Origin of the sequence: Globicatella sulfidifaciens DSM 15739, assembly GCF_900167405.1 — a bacterium.
In the GTDB taxonomy this organism is placed as follows: Bacteria; Bacillota; Bacilli; order Lactobacillales; family Aerococcaceae; genus Globicatella; species Globicatella sulfidifaciens.
Map to the genome: position 1 here is coordinate 1 of NZ_FUWO01000013.1, position 21,654 is coordinate 21,654.

Here is a 21,654-nt window from a genome sequence, read left to right on the forward strand (position 1 = left end):
CACCGACATTCGAGGGTTCGATTCCCTTCAGTCGCCTCTTTATATTATTGGGGTATAGCCAAGCGGTAAGGCAACGGACTTTGACTCCGTCATTCGTTGGTTCGAATCCAGCTACCCCAGTTTTTTTAATTTAAATAGAAGCATAACTATAAAAGATATGGCGGTATAGCCAAGTGGTAAGGCATGGGTCTGCAAAACCTCGATCACCGGTTCAAATCCGGTTACCGCCTTACAATTAGGCCGGTGTGGCGGAATTGGCAGACGCGCTGGACTCAAAATCCTGTGCCTTCACGGGCGTGTCGGTTCGACCCCGACCATCGGCATCTTTTTATAACGACATTAGTTTTTGAAGACCTTAGTTGCTTGGTAGCGCTAAGGTTTTTTCTATATATAAAAATTGGTTGATCAGTTTTTATATAGGCTCTTTGGCACATGATCTTATACATTTACAACTATTAGTCTGGCACCTAGTCTACTCAATAAATTCTTCAAATGATATATGGTAACGATTTTCTGTTATATATCCGTATTTGGTAGCATCGAATTCTGTTATTTTAACAATAGTTTCTAGGTTATCGTATGGGGGTAAAATTTCTACTTTTCATCAAAAACCAAGTAAACAATTCTGAGTTTTTTATAAGACTATGCAGTTATTATTATGGTTTATCCAACTTATTTATATACATTAGTATATTAATATTATTATAAATATAATTTATAAAACAATTGACTTGTAATCGTTTCCATGATAATATATTTTTCAGTATAGTATAATAAGGAGGAAAGTGATGGTTGTCTTTCGTAAGAGTTTTAATTTTTATTTACATTTGCCAATAGCTTATTATTCTAGAGATACAGTTCTCGATAGTCCTTTTATATTAGATTTTTTGTATGATCGTTCAGAAGCTGATCATTATAGTAATTTTCCTTTAATATATTCCTTCGATCAATATTATTCTCATGTTGAATGTGTGATGAGAGGCTTCTTAGTACGTGAAGCATTATATGAATTAGTGGATAGCTGGCATTATATTCAAACGCAAGATAAAATAAATTCTAATAAATTGTGCACTCAATTAATTCGAATGAAGCCATATTTTAGTGGTTTAACTGAATTATTATACGGTAAGAAGGATAGTTTCTTGCATAATGTGCCCTTAGAAACCCTTCATCAATTTTTCGAGCAATATTCATTTGATGAATTTGTGAACCTTATTAAACCTTATTGTGAAATCGTTGATGTTCGTCATTTTACTGAGAAGAAATTTTCGCTTATATCCTATGTTTTTTCAAACGAATATTTAATTAATCGCTCTATTAAAGCGAATTGTATTTATTTAGAAGATTTATTAGAAAATGCAACACTTTGTGAAAGTATTTTGGAACGTCTGAATAAACCGGAATTAGCCTATATACTTAATTATTTTTTATATTTTATTAATAAATAATTTTTATGAAATCACTAGCTAAAATACTATATATATGGTACTATGTTCAATATAAACACTACATATAGTATTTGAGGTGATAAGAATGGTAGTGGGTTTAAATAAAAAACAAATTAATTTTGATAGTTTAATTGTACAAAAACGTGATGGCAGAAAAGAAAAATTCAATTTAAACAAAATGATTTTTAGTTTAAATCGTTCCGGTCAGTTTGATATAGGTGACAAAATTGCTGAAATATCTGACCGTATTTTTCGGGCTAATGAAGATAGTATGATTAAGAGTAGTTCCATAAAAGAGATAATATCATATGTAAATCAAAATGAATCTGAAGATAAATTTGCTAAAAAGATGTCAGAAATTGAAGAAAAGGCTACTAATTTAGAATATCAAGTTAACCAACTACGTTCTCGCAACACACAAATTGTGAACGAAAATGCTAATAAAGATAGTCGTGTCTTTAATACTCAAAGAGATTTAACAGCGGGCGTTCTTTCAAAAGTAGTCGGGTTAGATTTATTGCCTGAATCGGTCAAAAAGGCCCATTTAAAGGGGCAAATTCATTATCATGACTTAGACTATCATCCGTATGCACCAATGACTAACTGTTGTTTAATTGATTTTAAACAAATGTTCGAGAATGGCTTTCAAATTGGAAATGCGCAGGTAGAATCACCAAAATCAATCCAGACAGCGACTGCACAAATGGCGCAAATTATCGCTAATGTGGCTAGCAGTCAATATGGTGGTACTAGTGTTAATCGTATCGATGAATTGTTAGAACAATATGCAGAACTTAATTATAAAAAGCATCTTAAAACTGCTGCCGAGTGGATTGAAGATGCAGAGAAACAAAAAGAGTTTGCGATGAAACAAACCAAAAAAGATATATATGATTCAATGCAAAGTTTAGAGTATGAGATTAATACTTTATATACGTCTCAAGGTCAAACACCTTTTACTACTTTAGGATTTGGACTAGGTACTTCTTGGTACGCTCGTGAAATTCAGAAATCAATTCTTAAGGTTAGAATTTTAGGTTTAGGTAAAGAAAAACGTACAGCTATTTTTCCTAAATTAGTTTTTACTTTAAAGGATGGAGTAAACTTAAATCCTATTGACCCAAACTATGATATTAAGCAATTAGCGTTAGAATGTTCTACTAAGCGGATGTATCCAGATGTGTTAATGTATGACAAAATTGTTGAATTTACAGGAAGTTTTAAAGCACCGATGGGGTGTCGTTCTTTTTTACAAGGATGGCAAGATGAAAATGGTAATGAGGTCAATGAGGGTCGAATGAATTTAGGTGTCGTGACCTTAAATTTACCTCGTATTGCGATTGAATCGATGCAATCGAAAGATCGTTTCTGGGAACTATTAGATGAACGTCTGTCAATTTTAGAAGAGGCCTTAGTATATCGTGTTGAACGTGTAAAAGAAGCATTGCCTGAAAATGCACCAATCTTATATCAACATGGTGCTTTTGGTAAACGTCTAACAAAAAATGATTCAGTAGATGAAGTTTTTAAAAACCGTCGTGCGACCGTATCAATGGGTTATATTGGACTTTATGAAGTAGGGACTGTCTTTTATGGTCCTAACTGGGAAACGAACGCTGAAGCCAAGCAATTTACAGTAGACATCTTAAAATATATGAAAGCATATGCAGATAAATTAGGTAGACAATATGGCTATCATTTTAGTATTTATGGCACACCTTCAGAAAGTTTAACGGATCGTTTTTGTCGGATGGATCAAGAGTTTTATGGTATGATTCCCGATGTAACAGATAAAGATTATTATACTAATTCCTTCCACTATGATGTTCGAAAACAACCAACACCTTTTGAAAAGCTAGATTTTGAATCAGAATATTTACCCTATACTTCAGGTGGATTTATTAATTATTGTGAGTATCCTAATATGCGTCAAAACCCTAAAGCTTTAGAGGCTGTTTGGGATTATGCGTATCAAAAAGTGGGCTATTTAGGTACCAATACACCGATTGATCATTGTTATGAATGTGGATATGATGGTGATTTTAAACCAACCGAAAGAGGGTTTCAATGTCCTCAATGTGGCAATCGTAATCCTGAAACTTGTGACGTCGTAAAGAGAACATGTGGTTATTTAGGAAATCCACAGTTAAGACCAATGGTAAAAGGACGTCATAAAGAAATTTCTGCACGTAAGAAACACATGAAGGGTTCGTTATAATGAAGAATCCACAACCAAAAGAATGGCGTTCAGAAGATTGGTCACAACATAAAATTGCCGATTATAAGCCATACAACTTTGTCGATGGTGAAGGGGTCCGTTGTAGTTTATATGTTAGTGGTTGCTTATTTCAATGTGAGGGCTGCTATAATAAAATCATTCAAAATTTTAATTATGGTACTTATTATACTCAAGAATTAGAAGACCAAATTATTAAAGATTTAGGGGCTTCTTATTGCCAAGGGTTAACCTTGTTAGGAGGAGAACCTTTCTTGAACACTAAGGTATTATTGCGTCTTTGTAAGCGAGTAAGAGAAACGTATGGTGATACTAAAGATATTTGGTCGTGGTCTGGTTATACTTGGGAAGAATTACAGCAAGAAACAGATGATAAATTAGCATTACTTGATTATGTAGATGTCTTAGTTGATGGGCGATTTATTTTGGCGAAATGCGATTTAACTTTACGTTTCCGAGGCAGTTCTAACCAACGTATCATTGATGTAAAAGAAAGTAAAAAGCAAAATAAAGTTGTTTTGTATTATCATGATGACGAGATATCAACAATGGGAACAGAAGAATGAATGTATTGCGATTAAATGATGAAACAAGATTAATGTATATTAAAGAATAAACGTATCGCGATTAAAGACGGAGTTATTTATCAATTAGGGAGTGGCAGCTCAAACCTAATTGATAGATAACTCTTTTTTTGATGGCTGGGCAAAAAGTCTCAACTATACCTAAAAGAGAGACCGAGGTGGGCTCCAAACGTGGATTGATTGCCTTGATGTGCAGATTCGGGGTCAAAACAGCGGGTGCCTTGAATTGGCTACAGCTTACCTTAAAAGCGTGGAATAATCAGTAACCCTATAATTAGTATTGGGTAAAGATAGGAAAACAAAGGCAATAATAGCTGGTTATATTTATTTAAAAAAGACTTGACAAGAATGGTTTACTTGTGTAAACTGTATTTAACATTAATGTTTACGCTCGTAAACGAAAAGAGGAGAGAATACGAGTACTATAGCTATAGACCTTCATATCACAGATGCTGAATGGGAGGTTATGCGTGTAGTCTGGGCGAATGATCGAGTGACTATTAAAGAAGTCATCTCCATATTGAAAGAAAAAATGGACTGGAAACAAGCCACTATCAAAACGCTCTTAGGTCGACTGGTTGAAAAAGGCGTAATAAATACAGAGAAAGAAGGTAGAAAATTTATTTATACTGCCAATATTGAAGAGAAAGAAGCCGTAGGAAATTATACAGACGATATTTTCAACTGAAGGTTTAGATACTGTTTCCGTGGATCTAGAAAGTAAAAGAGCGGTGGTAATTTCTAAAGAAAGATTAAATTTAGATTCATTTTCTTCGGCTTTGTCAGATGCAAACTATAAAGTCGTAGAGTAAAGAAGCAGCAGTTAGGTAAAATTTGAGAAGAGGTGCACAATGAAAAAAATTATTATTACACTTGGTGTAATTTTTCTATTCCTAGGTATAGGTCACACTATCGGGGCTCAACATTTTTCACAAAGATTTTTAATGAACACCAGTTTTGCAAACATAGATATTAGTCATTTAACAAAAGAAGAGGCAAACGCTAAAATTACAAGGGAGTTAGAAAATCATACCCTAACATTAAAAGAGAATAACGAACCAATAGGAAGCGTGACACTTGGAGACCTAGACCCGCAAATTAATTTAACCCCACAACTTGATTCTCTCATTCAAGAACAAAATCAAACAACCTGGTTGAATGGTTTGTTTAATGATAGTAATTATGAAGGGGTTGCTGAGGGAGATTTAGTAATTAATCAGGAGAAATTGAGCACCATGATTGATTCAATAACGCTGTCTGATACTACTCGCCTAAGTCCAACTGATGCAACAATAGAATATTCAGAAGAGATGGGCTACTATATTGAGCCAGAGCAAATAGGAACTGAAATTAATCAGGATAAATTATTGGACTTAGTTTTAGACGGTCTTCAAGAGGGTCAGACAACGGTAGAAGTGAGTGAAGCTTATCTCGAACCTGACATTACATCGACGGATGAAAGCTTACTTTCAGAATTAGACCGGCTTAAAGTTTACAATAATCTTCAAATTACATTAACCATTGCTGGATATGAAGAAGTCATTACACCAGAATTAATTTTAAGTTGGCTTTACATTGATGAATTCAATGAAGTCAACTTTGATGAGGACATGATTTACGAATATTTAGGAACGTTAAATGAGCGTTATGCTACTTATGATGACTATCGCCTCTTTAACAGTACTTTACAAGGAGAAGTTCAGCTTCTCCCCGGAACCTTAGGCTGGTCAATTGATCGTGAAGCAGAAACGCAAGCCATTTTAGCTGATTTACAAGCAGCGGTCCCAGTGGTGCGTGAACCGACTATTGTTGGAATAGGATACAATGGTACTTTAGATGATATAGGTAATAGTTATATTGAAGTGGACATGTTAAACCAGACAATGTTTGTCTACATCGATGGCAATCAGGTCCTTTCTACCCCTGTGGTAACAGGACAGATTGGCACGAATACAATACCAGGTGCTTATGCTATTTGGAATTTGGAAAGTCCTTCAGAATTGAAAGGCTACAACCCTCGAACTGAAAAGGATTACGTACAGCCTGTTGAGTATTGGTTAGCCTTTGATTATACCGGACAAGGTATTCATGATGCTAATTGGCAGCCATACTTTGGTGGAGATGCCTATTTAGTTAACGGGTCACTTGGTTGTATCAATACACCACCTGATATCATGCCAATCGTTTTTGAGTATGCTTATCCAGGAATGCCCGTCATCGTTTTTGAATAATGCGTTCGTACATCAAGATAAAAAGGCACTCTGATATAAAGGAACAATCGCAGCGTCAAACAACTGATGTTCACGAGCAAAACGCACGACAACATCGGGGGACCATTTATCTTGAAGCATCTTTTCGTCTGCCCAGTCAATAAAGGCGTTGGAATCCGCCCATTTAGGTCGCCTACCGCAGTGAAGACGTTGACGGTCATAATTGGCTTGTCCGGCATCGGCATCATATAGTGTGTAGGTATAGTCGTAGGTTTTACCGTTTTGTTTTTGGCGTTTCAGTTGCGTGATGGTGCCTCTTTTCACTTCATTATGAAGGGTTTGAGGTGATTGCCCTAATAACTTAGCAATAGCGCGGTGAGAATAGGCTTCTTTCTTGAGAATCTGAATGTGACAACGTTCTTGATAAGATAAGTGTGTCCCTTTTCGTAAGACTGTGTTAAACTGGTCTTGCGTCATGTGAATTCATCCTTTTCTATTGAGAGTTAGTGGTAACTTCAATATATCATGAAATTCACATCGTTTTATTATGGATTTTTAGAGGTGGCTAACCTCATTATAAAATCCACCACTTTAAATTTAGAGCTTTATTTTTTTAATTCAGGAGGAAAAAATGAAAAAGAATAAAAAATGGATAGGAATTATTTTACTGTCATCTGCCTTATTACTTGGAGCATGTGGCAGTGACGAGATAAATGAATCTACTGGAACAGATACAAATCAAACGACAACCGAAGAAACATCTTCAGAAAGTGGTGATCACGGCGACATGGTGCACGATGAATCTGGTGAAATCCCAGTAGGTTTGGAAAAAGCTGAAAATCCTACCTACAACGTGGGGGAGACGGCAACAATCACAGACGGGCACATGGAAGGCATGGAGGGGGCAGAAGCCACGATTGTGGGCGCTTTTGACACTGTAGCCTACGAGGTATCCTATGATCCTACAAATGGCGGCCCGCGCGAAGAGAATCACAAATGGGTAATTCACGAGGAGATTGCGGATGCAGGAGAGGAACCTTTCGAACCAGGAGACGAGGTAACCTTGGAAGCCGACCACATGGAAGGCATGGAAGGCGCAACGGCTACGATTGACGATGCTAAAAGCACCACAGTATACGTGATTGACTACCAGCCAACCACGGGTGGAGAGAAAGTCAAGAACCATAAATGGGTAACCGACTCGGAGCTTTCTGCTGAGTAAGAAACAGGGATATATCTAAAAAATAATATTGGAAGAGCAGCCGAGAGGAATTCTCAGCTGCTCTTCTTTTTAATTCTCCAAAAAGATGTTAGGATATCATACATATGTGACAAAAGAATAAACAAAAAAGAGAGCTTCTGATACAATAAAGTTAGGACACAACATTGTAAAGGGAGCTCTCTATGAAATCAATTATAACAGAAGAAATGCGATATAGAAAGAACGCCCTGAAATATGCGGTAAAATGCGGAAACTATCCCCAAGCAGCCCGTCGTTATCATACCTCTCGCCAACAAATCTCAAGATGGGTTGCGCGTTATGATGGGAGTTGGGAGAGTCTTCGAGCGAAAAGTAGACGCCCTCTAACTCATCCTAATCAACATACAGCTGAGGACCTTCAGTTAGTCCGAACAAAGCATCAACGATACGGTCACGAAGGCTTGGCTCAAGTGTATGTCGAATGCCTGAAGCAAGGTTATCATCGACATTATACAACGATGTGTAAGATAATCCGCCAACAAGGATGGCATAAAAACACGGAAGAAGCAGTCAAACGGTATCCCAAATCAAAATGGAAACCGATAGAGGTGAGTTATCCCGGGGAGAAAGTACAGATTGATATTAAGTATGTACCAAGAGAATGCTTAAAGTTTGATACATGAGGGATTAGATATTATCAGATAACGGCAATCGATGAGTATTCACGAAAGCGATACTGTAAGATTGTAGACGAGAAAAGTGTGACGCATACAGCGTATTTTTTACTCGAGTTAGGAGCAGGATTGGGGTTCAAGATCGACTGTATTCAAACGGATAATGGGAAAGAATTTACGAATGGTGATGATCCGAGTGCACCCAAGACCATTTTCGAAAGTATTTTAGCATCAAAAGACATTAAGTATCTGAAGACACGTCCGTATAGTCCGTGGCAGAATGGTAAAGTAGAACGAAGTCATCGAATGGATACGGAACGTTTTTATCAAAAGCGGGAATTTAGAAGTGTGGAAGAGTTAGTTAAAGCGCATCAACGTTATTATCGACGTCAGAATAACGTCGTTACGAAAACACCTGGGTTTAAGAGTCCAAACCAAGTGATAGAAGAATATCAGAAAGTCGCTTAATCATAGCGAGCCATTATACCAAGTTCTTTTAGCCTATCAAGGAAAAGGATGTCCTTGACAGGCTAAAAGAACTTGATGGCTATTCGCTATCCTGATTAAGCAACTCTTTATAAGCGATTGTCACAAATGTTTGACTTCTGTACACATCACAAATTATTCATTTACATAAACTCTTGACAATAATCGTTTACTAGTGTAAACTGTATTTAACATTAATGTTTACACGCGTAAACGAAAGAAGGGGAGAATATGAGTACTATAGCTGTAGACCTTCATATTACAGATGCTGAATGGGAGGTTATGCGTGTAGTCTGGGCGAATGGACGAGTGACTAGTAAAGAAGTCATCTCCATATTGAAAGAAAAAATGGACTGGAAACAAGCTACTATCAAAACGCTCTTAGGTCGACTGGTTGAAAAAGGCGTACTAAATACAGAGAAAGAAGGAAGAAAATTTATTTATACTGCCAATATTGAAGAGAAAGAAGCCATAGGAATTTATACAGACGATATTTTCAACCGTATTTGTCGAAAGAATGTCGGGAAGGTAGTAGGGAGTATCATTGAAGATCATGTCTTAAGCTTCGATGATATCCAAAGGCTAGAAGAAATATTAGAAATGAAAAAAGCTTTCGCAGTAGAAGAAGTTGATTGTCAGTGTGCAGAAGGGCAATGCGATTGCCATTTACATCATCATGGAGAATAAGGAGTGAAAAAATTGGAGAATAAATCATTTGCCATAGAAGGTATGACCTGCGCATCTTGTGCACAGACAGTAGAAAAAGCAGCAAAAAAGGTTCGTGGGGTCACACAGGCTTCCGTAAACCTAGCAACAGAAAAGTTAAGTATAGAGTACGATGAATCAACTTTTTCGGTAGAAAATCTACAAAAAGCAGTGGATAATTTAGGGTATGAAATGGTCACCCAGGAAGGAACGACGCAAACCTTTGCAATTGAAGGGATGACCTGTGCATCCTGTGCACAGACAATTGAAAAAGCTGTCGGAAAGTTGTCGGGCGTAGATAAAGTTTCAGTCAATCTAGCGACAGAAAAAATGCAAGTTTCTTATAACCCGTCAGTAATTTCAGTATCTGATGTGACTGGTGCTGTATCCAATAGTGGTTATGCAGCTGTATTAGAGACTACGGATACTCAAGATCATTCACGAGCAGAGAAGCGTGAGAAAAAAGAAAAAAGAATGAAGCAACTTTCAAATCGTTTTGGGGTATCCATTATATTTACAATCCCTTTACTAATTATATCCATGGGTCATATGGTAGGCATGCCACTACCAAATATCATTGACCCAATGACAAATCCATTAAATATGTCTCTTTTACAACTTATTCTGACTTTGCCGATAATGGTAGTGAGCTGGGAATATTTCCAGAAGGGATTCAAAACCTTATTTAAAGGTCACCCGAATATGGATTCCTTGATTGCGCTTGGTACGGCGGCTGCATTTGTTTACAGTCTCGCTGCGACAATCGCAACAGGCCTGGGTTACGGTAATTTTTCAGATTTACTTTATTATGAAGTAACTGGCGTTATTTTGACACTCCATACTTTAGGGCTATTTTTAGAAGAGCGATCAAAGGGTCAAATGTCCTCAGCTATTGAAAAATTAGTTAACTTGGCTCCTAAAACAGCTCGAGTGATACGTAATGGTGTGGAACAAGAGATTACTGTGGACGAAGTCGCTTTAGGAGATGTTATTCGAGTTCGTCCGGGAGAAAGTATGCCTGTAGATGGTGTTGTTGTTGAGGGACGCACTTCAGTCGATGAATCAATGCTGACAGGAGAAAGTATCCCCGTGGAAAAGGAAATTGGAGACGAGGTTATTGGGGCTAGTATCAATAAAAATGGTTCCATTGATTACCGCGCGACTCGAGTGGGAAGTGATACAACTCTATCTCAAATCATAAAATTAGTAGAAGATGCTCAAGGGTCTAAAGCACCCATTGCTCGAATGGCCGATATCATTACCAGATATTTCGTACCGATTGTTATAGCATTAGCCGTTTTAGCAGGGATTGCTTGGTTAATTGCAGGTCAATCTGGAATATTTGTTTTATCCGTTATCATAACAACCCTTGTCATTGCTTGTCCATGTGCCTTAGGTTTGGCGACTCCAACAGGTATTATGGTTGGAACCGGAAAAGGGGCAGAACATGGTGTCTTGATAAAAAGTGGTGAGGCGTTAGAAACCACTCATAATTTAGACACGATTGTATTTGATAAAACAGGGACACTGACAGAAGGTAAACCTATCGTGACGGATATTTTGGTAACTCCTCTTATTACTAAAGAAAATCTTTTATATTATGCAGCTTCTGGTGAAACAGGTTCTGAACACCCATTAGGCGAAGCCATCGTACAAAAATCAAAAGAAGAGAACATGACATTAGCTAAACCAGATCATTTTGAAGCGATTCCTGGACACGGGATTCGAGTTGAAATTGAGGGCAAAGATATGTACATTGGAAACCGTAAACTGATGCTAGAGCAAAAGATTGATTTATCAAGCATGGAAAAAGAATCCAATCGTTTAGCAGACGAAGGAAAAACACCGATGTATCTCTCTGTTGATGGAGAACTAGCTGGAATTATCGCAGTAGCTGACACACTCAAGGAAAATAGTATGAAGGCTGTTAAAGAACTTAGAAGACGCGGTGTTGAAGTAATCATGATTACTGGAGATAACAAACGTACAGCCAAAGCGATTGCTAAGCAAGTGGGTATAGACCGTGTATTAAGTGAAGTATTACCTGAAGATAAAGCAGAGGAAGTCAAAAAACTACAAGAGGCAGGCAAGAAGGTAGCGATGGTTGGAGACGGCATTAACGATGCACCCGCATTAGCTCAAGCAGATATCGGTATTGCAGTTGGATCAGGTACAGACGTGGCGATTGAATCGGCTGATATTGTCCTGATGCGTAATGATTTAACCGCTGTATTGACTGCGATTGATTTAAGTCATGCAACGCTACGAAACATTAAACAAAACTTGTTCTGGGCTTTTGCTTACAACCTTGTAGGTATTCCAGTCGCGATGGGTCTCTTGTATATTTTTGGCGGACCATTGATGAGTCCAATGTTTGCGGCAGTCGCCATGAGTTTCAGCTCCGTATCGGTCTTGCTCAATGCTTTACGGTTAAGACGATTCAAACCAGCAGTTGTTTAGAAAACACGTAGCTTATCTGGGATTTAAACTTCTTCCTATTCTAATAATAGGAGAAGATAAAAAAATAAAAAGGGGAATAGAATAATGAAAAAAGAAGTCTTATTAGATGGCGTAAAATGTGCAGGTTGTGCCAATACAGTGCAAGAAAAATTTTCAGCTATTGAAGGGGTTGAATCTGTAGAGGTTGATTTTGCGACTAAAAAAGCAGTACTTGAAAGTAAAACAGAGATTGATACCGAAACGCTCAATGCTGCTTTAGCAGAAACTAACTATTCAGTATTAAGTGTATAAAGTACGAATACCATTTATTCATAGATAGTAGATAGAAATAAAGTATAGAACCCTTTTCATGAGAATTATATGCAGTGTTAGATGAGAAAGTTCTAAAACTTTAAAATCAGACTCTAATATAATGAGGAGGAATTAAAAATGAGAAATAACAAAAAACATTCGTCACATAGTCATCATAATCACGGCGACATAGATCACTCAAAACACGACCATAATGAAATGGAACATAGTCAGATGGATCACAGCAAGATGAAACATAGTCAGATGGATCACAGCAAGATGAAACATAGTCAGATGGATCACAGCAAGATGAAACATAGTCAGATGGATCACAGCAAGATGAAACATAGTCAGATGGATCACAGCAAGATGAATCATAGTGCGATGGATCACAGTGAAATGGATCATGGCGCAATGGGAGGGCATGCCCACCACCATCACGGTAGCTTTAAGGAGATTTTCTTGAAGTCACTCCCATTAGGAATTGCAATCTTACTCATTACTCCTATGATGGATATTCAGTTGCCTTTCCAAATTATCTTTCCTTATGCAGACGTTGTAGCAGCTATATTGGCAACAATTCTATACATTTATGGCGGAAAACCATTCTACATGGGTGCGAAAGATGAGTTTAATTCAAAAGCTCCAGGCATGATGTCCCTGATTACTTTGGGAATAACGGTTTCTTATGCCTATAGTGTTTACGCAGTGGCCGCTCGATATGTAACTGGAGAACATGTCATGGACTTCTTCTTTGAGTTTGCAACGTTAATTTTAATCATGTTATTAGGACACTGGATTGAAATGAAGGCATTGGGTGAAGCAGGGGACGCACAAAAAGCGTTGGCTGAGTTGGTGCCGAAAGATGCTCATGTTGTTTTAGAAGACGATTCGATTGAGACTCGTCCAGTTGCTGACTTGCAAGTAGGTGATTTGATTCGTGTTCAAGCCGGAGAAAATGTTCCAGCAGATGGAACGATCCAGCGTGGCGAATCACGTGTAAACGAAGCGCTTGTGACTGGGGAATCGAAACCAATTGAAAAAAAACCCGGAGATGAGGTCATCGGTGGATCAACCAATGGTGACGGAGTCCTCTATGTGGAAATAAAGCAGACGGGAGATAAGTCCTTCATTTCTCAGGTTCAAACATTAATCAGTCAAGCTCAAGGCCAATCTTCTCGAGCAGAAAATCTTGCACAAAAAGTTGCAGGATGGCTCTTTTATATTGCGGTTATTGTAGCTCTTATTGCCCTTGTCATATGGATGGTTATAGCTGATGTACCAACGGCAGTTATTTTTACAGTCACCACATTAGTTATTGCTTGTCCGCATGCACTGGGTCTGGCTATTCCATTGGTGACTGCTCGTAGTACTAGCTTAGGGGCCAGTCGGGGATTATTAGTGAAAGACCGGGACGCTTTGGAGTTGACTACAAACGCAGATGTTATGGTTTTAGATAAAACTGGAACTTTAACAACTGGTGAGTTTAAAGTATTAGATGTTGAACTCTTTAATGATAAATATACGAAAGATGAAATCGTTGCCTTATTGTCAGGTATCGAAGGTGGATCTAGTCACCCTATCGCTCAGTCAATTATTAGTTACGCAGAACAGCAAGGGATACGTCCAGTAAGTTTTGATTCGATTGATGTTATTTCTGGCGCTGGTGTAGAAGGTCAAGCTAACGGACATCGTTATCAATTAATCAGTCAAAAAGCATATGGACGTAATCTGGATATGGATATTCCAAAAGGAGCAACCCTCAGTGTCTTAGTAGAAAACGACGAAGCAATCGGTGCTGTAGCTTTAGGGGATGAATTAAAACCGACAAGTAAAGACTTAATACAAGCCCTTAGAAAGAACAAGATTCAGCCGATTATGGCAACGGGTGACAATGAAAAAGCGGCTCAAGGAGTTGCAGAAATTTTAGGTATTGATTATCTAGCTAATCAATCTCCTCAAGACAAATATGAATTAGTTGAAAAACTTAAAGCAGAAGGAAAGAAAGTTATCATGGTCGGTGACGGGGTCAACGATGCACCTTCTCTTGCATTAGCAGACGTTGGTATAGCTGTTGGTGCCGGAACTCAAGTAGCATTGGATTCAGCCGATGTCATCTTGACACAGTCAGATCCTGGTGATATTGAATCCTTTATCGAGTTGGCTCAGAAGACCACACGTAAGATGAAAGAAAATCTTGTTTGGGGAGCAGGGTATAACTTTATCGCAATCCCAATAGCTGCAGGAATACTAGCACCAATTGGCATAACATTAACTCCAGCAGTCGGTGCCATCTTGATGTCACTTTCGACTGTAATTGTTGCCATCAATGCTATGACATTGAAATTAGAGCCAAAATAAACAGTTATTTGGCACATGAAATAATTGAATGACCTTATCGTGTAAAGATATAATAGTTTCACAAGAAAGGAAGAGATAGGATAATTTAAAAGATCATCTCTTCCTTTTTTAGTTTATAAGGAGGAAAAATTATGACGCTGGTCCTTTTAGGGTTACCCGGTGCTGGGAAAGGCACTCAAGATAAAAGAATCGCAGAGGAGTACCACCTGACGGCTATTCAATTGGTGAAATGTTACGAGAAGCAACCAAGAGAAAGATACATTCGGACTCAGAGTGCAAGAATATATGAATAAAGGAGAGCTAGTTCCAGATGAGTGGATAAACTCATTGGTTAAGAGTCACTTACAAGCAAAAGATGTTGAAAATGGCTTTGTTCTGGATGGTTACCCACGTATCCTACAGCAAGCAAAAATGCTCGAAGCTTACCTACAAAGTCAGAATCGGAATTTAGACGCCGTTCACTTTTTAGATGTAAGTCAGGATATGTTAAGGCATCGGTTAGCGAAACGAGGAGCTCTTCGTTTACAAGTAAAACAAGGGAATGCCCAAAACGAACCAAAACGGGGAGAAATTCGATTAGATGACAAACCAGAAGTGATCGAAAATAGGCTACGCTTTAACGAGGGATTAATCGAATCGCTCATTCACTTCTATAAAGAACGAAATTTGCTCCACGTGATCAATGGTGAAGGAACTCCTGACAATGTGTTTGACAATATAAATGAGAGTTTATTGCCTATAAACAAATAACTATATAATTTTAACTAAAAATATATGATATAAAATCAATTAACTAATGTAAGCTATGAAGGGGATTGAAGAATGAATGTTTTATTTAGCGTAATCGATCCAGTTGCGATTTCATTTGGGACGATAGAAATTTATTGGTACGGAATTATTATTGCCTTAGCCATGCTGTTAGGTATTTCATTAGCAACAAAGGAAGCTCAAAAAATGGGACTAGAAGAAGACACTATGACAGATATGGCATTATGGGCCATACCAATTGGTTTTATTGGAGCTCGGCTTTATTATGTTTTATTCAAATGGGAGTATTATCTCCAAAACCCTAATGAAATCATCGCCATCTGGAATGGCGGTATTGCCATTTATGGGGGGCTAATTGCGGGTGGTCTCGCAGTGTACTGGTTTGCAAGAAGAAAGAAAATGCCCCTAACTCTTTTATTAGACATAGTGGCACCTAGTGTTCTCCTAGCTCAATCGATTGGTCGCTGGGGAAATTTCATCAATCAAGAGGCACATGGCGGTCCAGTCACCCGACAATTTTTAGAAAACTTATACTTACCGGAATTCATCATTAACCAAATGAATATCAACGGAACCTATTACCATCCCACTTTTCTTTATGAGTCTTTATGGAGTTTAGTTGGTTTCGCCTTGTTGCTCCTTTTGCGGAACAAGAATCAATTCCTTCGCCAAGGAGAAGTGGCGCTCAGCTATGTCATTTGGTATTCAGCAGGAAGGTTTTTTATTGAAGGCATGCGGACTGACAGCTTATGGATAGGCGATTTCTTACGAGTTTCACAAGGCTTGTCCCTCGTTTTGTTCGTAGCAGCACTGGGTGTTTTGATGTATCGCAGGTACTATACCTATCCGCTAGTACCCTATTATAAGGATGAGCCCAAACTGTTATAAAAGTTAAGATAAGATTACCCAATTTGTTGCACGTAACTTTCCCCAGTTATGAACCACAAATCAGGTAATCTTTTTTGATATAATTGTCTATTTAGGAGGGATAATTATGTCAGAAAAAGCAAGTATAACCATCACTTCACTTCATGATTTATTCATGTTAAGTGAATGGTATCGGAAAGGAGAAATAACGTAAACGCCGAATAACCAGGTACGTATCACAGCCTAACCACCTCCTGTATGATTAAGTTAAAACTTATGGAGGTGGTTGATTGATTATTAATCTCGATGCTGCTAAACGCTATTACATTATGACTGGTCGGACAGACTTACTCAAGGGAGTTGACTCTCTGGCTGCTCTCGTTCAAAATGATTATCAATTAAATCCCTTTGAAAAGAATCGCTTTCTCTTCTGCGGGTCCAGGCTTGACCGCTTTAAAGCTCTTTATTGGGACGGCCAAGGTTTCTGGTTACTGTATAAACGCTATGAATCTGGCCGAATTCATTGGCCTAGACAGAAGGAGTCACTGAAGGAAATTGACCGTCACCAACTCATTCAACTTATGGATGGCTTTTTGATCGCACCATCCGTTCAATCATTGGAAGGATCTTACACAATGTGAAAAAACTTGATTAAATCGCTTACAAGGTTTATAAGCAAAGAAATTTGAACAGAAGGGAGGTCCGGGAATGGGCATCAAATCCATCGAGACGCAGACACCTGAACAACTAATCGATATTTTTGAAACACAAGAACGTGAAATTGAATGGTTGAAAGAACAGCTTCGTTTGATGATGAACCAATAGTTTGGTCGCAAGAAAGAAACGGCGCCTCAACCTGGACAAACCAGTCTGTTCGAGGATTGGCAGGAAGCTCTAGACAGCCTAGAACTAGAAGAAGATATCGTCCAAGAATTGAAGGCTCATAAGCGTAAAGCAAAGAAGAATAAAGGGATCAAGCGGGCGATTTTCGACCAGTTCCCTGCCGAAGAAAAGCTACACGAACTTTCAAACTGCCAGTGTCCAGACTGTGGGGAATCGATGAAACAGATAGGTACTAGTGCTGTTCGTGAAGAGCTTGTCTTCATTCCTGCTCATATGAAACGAATCATTCATAAACAAGCTTCTTATAAATGCGAGGGTTGCACTCAAAAAGAGGGGGCCAATGGCAAAATCGTGAAGGCTCCCGTTCCTAAAGCTCCCCTCAACAATAGCTTGGGATCTGCATCATTGATCGCTCAAACGATTCACCAAAAATTTGGCTTGAAGTTACCCGCTTATCGTCAAGAACAGGAATGGAAAATCTGCCCCTAAGTCGGGATACGATTTGCGGTTGGTACATTCGCACTTATCAATACTATTTCCAGGACCTTTGTGACTTACTTTTAAACAAGCTCCGTCAACAAGAAGTTCTCCACGCAGATGAAACCAGTTAACCGGTATTAGAGAGCCAAAAAGCGAAGAATTATTTTTGGCTTCTCATGAGTGGCAAGGACACACCAGAACAGGGGATTATTTATCAATTTGATGAAGGCAGAGGACGCCAAGTCATTCTTGACCTATTGGGTCCAGATTTTGAAGGCAGCCTTCATGCAGATATGTATGGTGCCTACGTCAACCTATGCAAGGAGAAAGTCAAAGTCAGTGGCTGTTGGGCGCATTTAAGGCGGAAATTCTTTGAAGCCCTGCCAGCTAAAGTGTCTAAGCATCATCCTGCTTATCAGGCGGTTAAATGGTGCGATTTCGTTTTTCAATTCGAAAAGAATTGGAAGGACCTGACAGCTGAGGAACGCTTGACTTGGCGCCAAACTTGCCTTCAAAGACAAGTTGACGAGTTCTTTGATTGGGTCAAGACTTTGAAAGCCTTACCTCAAACCAAGCTGGGAATGGCCATCTCCTATGCTCTCAAACATGAGTCTTTCTTCCGTCAATTTCTTGAAGATGGTCGACTAGAGATGAGCAATAATCGGGCGGAGAGACAAATCAAGCCACTGGTAATTGGGCGCAAGAACTGGTTGTTTAGCCAAAGCATTCTAGGAGCCCAAGCGGCTGGAGGTATCCTCAGTCTCTATGAGAGTGCGAAGCTTAATGGCATCCATCCTCCGTCTTATTTTCAATATTTACTTGAGGAGCTTCCTGAACTTCCGGTGCAAAATTTTGAAGCACTCGAGGCTTATTTGCCTTGGTCTTCGAAGGTCAAGAAAGCCTGCCAGGCCATGAAATAATAAAAAAAACTGAAACCGTCCCCTCAACACCTATTGTAGAGTGTTGAGGGGACGGTTTCTATATACTTGGCTATTGGGCGCTTACATATGACTAAGTTTTATTTTATATCAATATAAACGATAGTAAGATTAATCATCGATATCTTGTCATTTTTCATTAAATTATGATCAAAATGTGTTATGATATTTTTGTATATTAAAAAAATTCTATTAAGTATGATGAGGAGATGGATCAATGACAGTTGATGAAACATTATTGGTAAAACTGACGGAAGCCAATGCGATTGGGGGCAATGAAGGTCAGGTTCGTTCTATTTTTAAAGAAGCAACAAAATCGGTGGCCGAAGACTATTTAGAAGATGGTCTAGGAGGAATTTTTGCTCAACATACAGGAAATGAAAAGGGTCCTCGTGTGATGATTGCTGGCCATATGGATGAAGTTGGCTTTATGGTGAGTCAAATTACCGAAAAAGGTTTCTTAAAGTTTGTGCCCATCGGTGGTTGGTGGAGTCAAGTCGTTTTAGCGCAACAAGTGACCGTTACGACACGTGATGGCAAAACATTCCATGGTGTAACAGGTTCGAAACCACCACATGTTTTAACACCAGAAGCGCGCAAAAAACCGGTTGATATGAAAGATGTTTTCGTGGACTTAGGTGCTAGTTCAAAAGAACAAGTATTAGAATGGGGAATTCGTCCAGGTGACATGATTACACCTTACATTAAGACACAACGTATGAATGGGACGCCATTCTTATTAGGTAAAGCATGGGATAACCGTATCGGTGTAGCAGTGGCGATTGAAGTATTAAAAGAATTAGCAGCCAGTGGCCATGAAACAGTTTTATTCTCGGGTGCTAATGTTCAAGAAGAAGTAGGTTTAAGAGGAGCTAAGGTGGCGACTCATTTATTAAATCCTGATCTTTCAATTGCTTTAGATACGGGAACAGCTGGTGATACACCAGGTATGACTGAAAAAGAAGCAGATAGTGTCCTAGGTAAAGGACCTCAAGTCATTATTTATGATGCATCGATGATTGCTCATAAAGGGTTTAGAGAATTTGTCATCGATGTAGCAGAAGCTGAAGGCATTCCGTTCCAGTATACGTTTATTACTGGTGGAGGAACGGATGCTGGTTCACAACATCAAAGTTTAAATGGTGTACCATCGATTGCGATCACAGTACCCGTTCGCTATTTACACTCTCATACATCGATGATTCACGAAGATGATTTCAAAAATACCGTTCGCCTTGTAGTAGCCATTATTAAAAAATTGAATCAAGATACCCTTAAAACAATTAAAGAAAATGCTTAATTTGAGGTGATAAGATGAAATTATATTGTATTGGCTCAGCGGGGGGTTACCCTTTAGGAGATAATGGCACAACTTCCTATGTGGTAACCTCTTCGGATGGTGCGTATCACTTGTTATTAGATGCTGGCAGTGGTTCAGCTTTAGCAATAGAAGAGTATATCCCCGTCAATGATTTAGACGCCGTATGGTTAAGTCATGACCATCCTGATCACAGTGCGGATATTGGAATTTTTCAACATCTTTTTTTCCTTAAAAAACCGGCTAGCAAAAAAGGACTGATTCCGGTTTATATGAACAAGAATTCGAGTTTATGGCCGATTATGATGACAGATGCCTCAACGGAGCCTCGTCAATATTTAATTGAAGAACCAATGGATATTGGGCCCTTTAAAGCCAGCTTTATTAAAACAACGCATCCAGTAGAGTGTGCTGCGATACGTTTAGAAGAAAAAACAACTCAAAAAGTATTAGTCTTTACAGCTGATTCAGGTTGGCAAGATACCATGGTCAATTTTGCTAAGAACGCGGATGTACTAATTGCGGATACAAATTTTCCAGCAGCTAAAGGGCGTAATACTATTCATATGACCTCAACAGAAGTCGCTACCTTAGCCAATATGGCTGAAGTAAAGCAATTGGTGGTTTCTCATATTCCCCCACAAGCGGATGGGGACCAAATAATGTCTGAAGTCACCATGGCAATTCAACCGACGATTAATATTATAAAAGCAGTACCTAAATTAGAAATTGAATTTTAAAATGGAGGTTTGAAAATGATTTTTGTAGACAATGAAAATAATTACGATGCTAGCGTCAATATTGCTTTAGAAACTTACTTAGTAGAGAACAAATTGGTTGATGAACCGATTTTACTCTTCTATATCAATAAACCATCAATTATTATTGGACGTAACCAAAATACAATCGAAGAAGTAAACCAACCTTATTTAGATGAACATGGTATTCAAGTAGTCCGTCGTATGTCAGGCGGGGGTGCTGTTTATCATGATTTAGGTAATGTATCCTTCTGTTTCATTAAGGATGACGATGGATCATTTCGTGATTTCGCCAGCTTTACTAAGCCGGTCATCGAAGCCTTACATAAATTAGGTGCAACAGGAGCTGAATTACAAGGCCGCAATGATTTATTGATTGATGGTAAGAAATTTTCAGGGAATGCGATGTACGCTAAAGATGGTCGTATGACGGCACATGGGACAATTTTATTTAATTCAGATTTAGAAGAAGTTAATAATGCTTTAAAATCACGTAAGGAAAAAATTGAATCAAAAGGAATTAAATCGATTCGCTCTCGTGTCACTAATATTGCACCTTATGTTAAGGATGAATACAAAGATTTATCGATTGAAGCATTTCGTGATGTTTTATTATTAGAAATTTTCGGTGTCGCTTCAAAAGAAGAAGTACCTCGTTACCAATTGACTGAAGAAGACTGGAAAAAAGTTTATGAAATTCGTGAACAACGTTTTGGTAATTGGGATTGGAATTATGGTCAATCGCCAGCTTTTGATATTGAAAAAAGTAAAAAGTTTGATTTCGGATTGGTGGATTTCCGTTTTAATGTTACGAATGGTAAAGTAAGCTCTGCTAAAATTTATGGTGACTTCTTTGGCTTAGGCGATATTAAAGATGTTGAAGAAAAATTAGTAGGTGTGAAATATACTAAGGAGGATTTCTTAACAGCTTTTGACGCGATCGATGTTAATAAATATTTTGGTCGTGTGACGAAGGAAGAAATTATTGAAATGTTATTTGCTTAATCGGCGATTGTGATCGACTTG

General features: G+C 38.4%; 17 protein-coding genes, 3 tRNA genes and 4 pseudogenes. 23 read left to right on the forward strand and 1 reads right to left on the reverse strand.

What is annotated here, in order from left to right:
* Window positions 1–48 precede the first annotated feature (48 nt).
* The 8 genes and pseudogenes from B5D12_RS07220 (at window position 49) to B5D12_RS07255 (ending at window position 6,499) form a co-directional block, all read left to right on the forward strand.
* Window positions 49–120 (forward strand) — tRNA-Gln (locus B5D12_RS07220).
* Window positions 121–159: 39 nt separating this feature from the next.
* Window positions 160–230, forward strand: a tRNA-Cys gene (locus B5D12_RS07225).
* 9 nt (window positions 231–239) lie between these two features.
* A tRNA-Leu gene (locus B5D12_RS07230) sits at window positions 240–323 on the forward strand.
* Window positions 324–788: 465 nt separating this feature from the next.
* Window positions 789–1,448 carry a hypothetical protein gene (locus B5D12_RS07235; protein ID WP_078756190.1) on the forward strand — a complete coding sequence of 220 codons (660 nt, stop codon included), beginning with the start codon at window positions 789–791 and terminating at the stop codon, window positions 1,446–1,448.
* A gap of 85 nt (window positions 1,449–1,533) precedes the next feature.
* Window positions 1,534–3,666 (forward strand): anaerobic ribonucleoside-triphosphate reductase, encoded by a 2,133-nt coding sequence (nrdD, locus tag B5D12_RS07240; protein WP_078756191.1) that lies wholly within the window; start codon window positions 1,534–1,536, stop codon window positions 3,664–3,666.
* Complete coding sequence (gene nrdG / locus B5D12_RS07245) at window positions 3,666–4,250, forward strand: anaerobic ribonucleoside-triphosphate reductase activating protein (protein ID WP_078756192.1); 585 nt, start codon at window positions 3,666–3,668, stop codon at window positions 4,248–4,250. The genes nrdD and nrdG overlap by 1 nt, the downstream gene beginning before the upstream one ends.
* A gap of 442 nt (window positions 4,251–4,692) precedes the next feature.
* Window positions 4,693–4,953 (forward strand): annotated as a pseudogene (locus tag B5D12_RS07250) (CopY/TcrY family copper transport repressor); the annotation flags it as partial.
* 166 nt (window positions 4,954–5,119) lie between these two features.
* On the forward strand, window positions 5,120–6,499 hold the full coding sequence (locus B5D12_RS07255; protein WP_078756194.1) for a L,D-transpeptidase family protein: 1,380 nt from the start codon (window positions 5,120–5,122) through the stop codon (window positions 6,497–6,499).
* Window positions 6,500–6,538: 39 nt separating this feature from the next.
* Here the strand turns inward: B5D12_RS07255 and B5D12_RS07260 are convergent.
* A pseudogene (locus B5D12_RS07260) lies at window positions 6,539–6,955 on the reverse strand (transposase); the annotation flags it as partial.
* Between the two features lie 154 nt (window positions 6,956–7,109).
* Between B5D12_RS07260 and B5D12_RS07265 the strand changes: the two are divergent.
* The 15 genes and pseudogenes from B5D12_RS07265 (at window position 7,110) to B5D12_RS07325 (ending at window position 21,633) form a co-directional block, all read left to right on the forward strand.
* Window positions 7,110–7,700, forward strand: coding sequence for a YdhK family protein (locus tag B5D12_RS07265; protein ID WP_078756196.1), 591 nt, complete (start codon window positions 7,110–7,112; stop codon window positions 7,698–7,700).
* Between the two features lie 182 nt (window positions 7,701–7,882).
* A pseudogene (locus B5D12_RS10730) lies at window positions 7,883–8,821 on the forward strand (DDE-type integrase/transposase/recombinase).
* A 249-nt stretch (window positions 8,822–9,070) separates the two neighbouring features.
* Window positions 9,071–9,526, forward strand: a complete 456-nt coding sequence (locus B5D12_RS07275; protein WP_078756197.1) for a CopY/TcrY family copper transport repressor — start codon at window positions 9,071–9,073, stop codon at window positions 9,524–9,526.
* Between the two features lie 12 nt (window positions 9,527–9,538).
* A complete protein-coding gene (locus tag B5D12_RS07280) occupies window positions 9,539–12,004 on the forward strand; it encodes a heavy metal translocating P-type ATPase (RefSeq protein WP_078756198.1) in 2,466 nt (821 codons plus the stop codon).
* 84 nt (window positions 12,005–12,088) lie between these two features.
* Window positions 12,089–12,295, forward strand: a complete 207-nt coding sequence (tcrZ, locus tag B5D12_RS07285) for a copper chaperone TcrZ (protein WP_078756199.1) — start codon at window positions 12,089–12,091, stop codon at window positions 12,293–12,295.
* 138 nt (window positions 12,296–12,433) lie between these two features.
* The gene (locus B5D12_RS07290) at window positions 12,434–14,656 is read left to right on the forward strand and encodes a heavy metal translocating P-type ATPase (protein ID WP_078756200.1); all 2,223 of its coding nucleotides are present in this window, start codon (window positions 12,434–12,436) and stop codon (window positions 14,654–14,656) included.
* A 285-nt stretch (window positions 14,657–14,941) separates the two neighbouring features.
* Window positions 14,942–15,406: an adenylate kinase family protein gene (locus B5D12_RS07295; RefSeq protein WP_234982938.1), complete on the forward strand. Its 465-nt coding sequence runs from the start codon at window positions 14,942–14,944 to the stop codon at window positions 15,404–15,406.
* Between the two features lie 72 nt (window positions 15,407–15,478).
* The gene (gene lgt, locus B5D12_RS07300) at window positions 15,479–16,312 is read left to right on the forward strand and encodes a prolipoprotein diacylglyceryl transferase (RefSeq protein ID WP_078756201.1); all 834 of its coding nucleotides are present in this window, start codon (window positions 15,479–15,481) and stop codon (window positions 16,310–16,312) included.
* 269 nt (window positions 16,313–16,581) lie between these two features.
* Window positions 16,582–16,932, forward strand: a complete 351-nt coding sequence (gene tnpB, locus B5D12_RS07305; RefSeq protein ID WP_078756202.1) for an IS66 family insertion sequence element accessory protein TnpB — start codon at window positions 16,582–16,584, stop codon at window positions 16,930–16,932.
* A gap of 418 nt (window positions 16,933–17,350) precedes the next feature.
* Window positions 17,351–17,623, forward strand: coding sequence for an IS66 family transposase zinc-finger binding domain-containing protein (locus B5D12_RS10445; protein WP_143412062.1), 273 nt, complete (start codon window positions 17,351–17,353; stop codon window positions 17,621–17,623).
* Window positions 17,605–18,381 (forward strand): annotated as a pseudogene (gene tnpC / locus B5D12_RS10450) (IS66 family transposase); the annotation flags it as partial. The gene B5D12_RS10445 and the pseudogene tnpC, both read left to right, overlap by 19 nt.
* A 21-nt stretch (window positions 18,382–18,402) precedes the next feature.
* Complete coding sequence (locus tag B5D12_RS10455) at window positions 18,403–18,534, forward strand: hypothetical protein (RefSeq protein ID WP_234982942.1); 132 nt, start codon at window positions 18,403–18,405, stop codon at window positions 18,532–18,534.
* Between the two features lie 235 nt (window positions 18,535–18,769).
* On the forward strand, window positions 18,770–19,852 hold the full coding sequence (locus B5D12_RS07315) for a M42 family metallopeptidase (RefSeq protein ID WP_078756203.1): 1,083 nt from the start codon (window positions 18,770–18,772) through the stop codon (window positions 19,850–19,852).
* Between the two features lie 14 nt (window positions 19,853–19,866).
* The gene (locus B5D12_RS07320) at window positions 19,867–20,610 is read left to right on the forward strand and encodes an MBL fold metallo-hydrolase (protein WP_078756204.1); all 744 of its coding nucleotides are present in this window, start codon (window positions 19,867–19,869) and stop codon (window positions 20,608–20,610) included.
* 15 nt (window positions 20,611–20,625) lie between these two features.
* On the forward strand, window positions 20,626–21,633 hold the full coding sequence (locus B5D12_RS07325; RefSeq protein ID WP_078756205.1) for a lipoate--protein ligase: 1,008 nt from the start codon (window positions 20,626–20,628) through the stop codon (window positions 21,631–21,633).
* Window positions 21,634–21,654 lie beyond the last annotated feature (21 nt).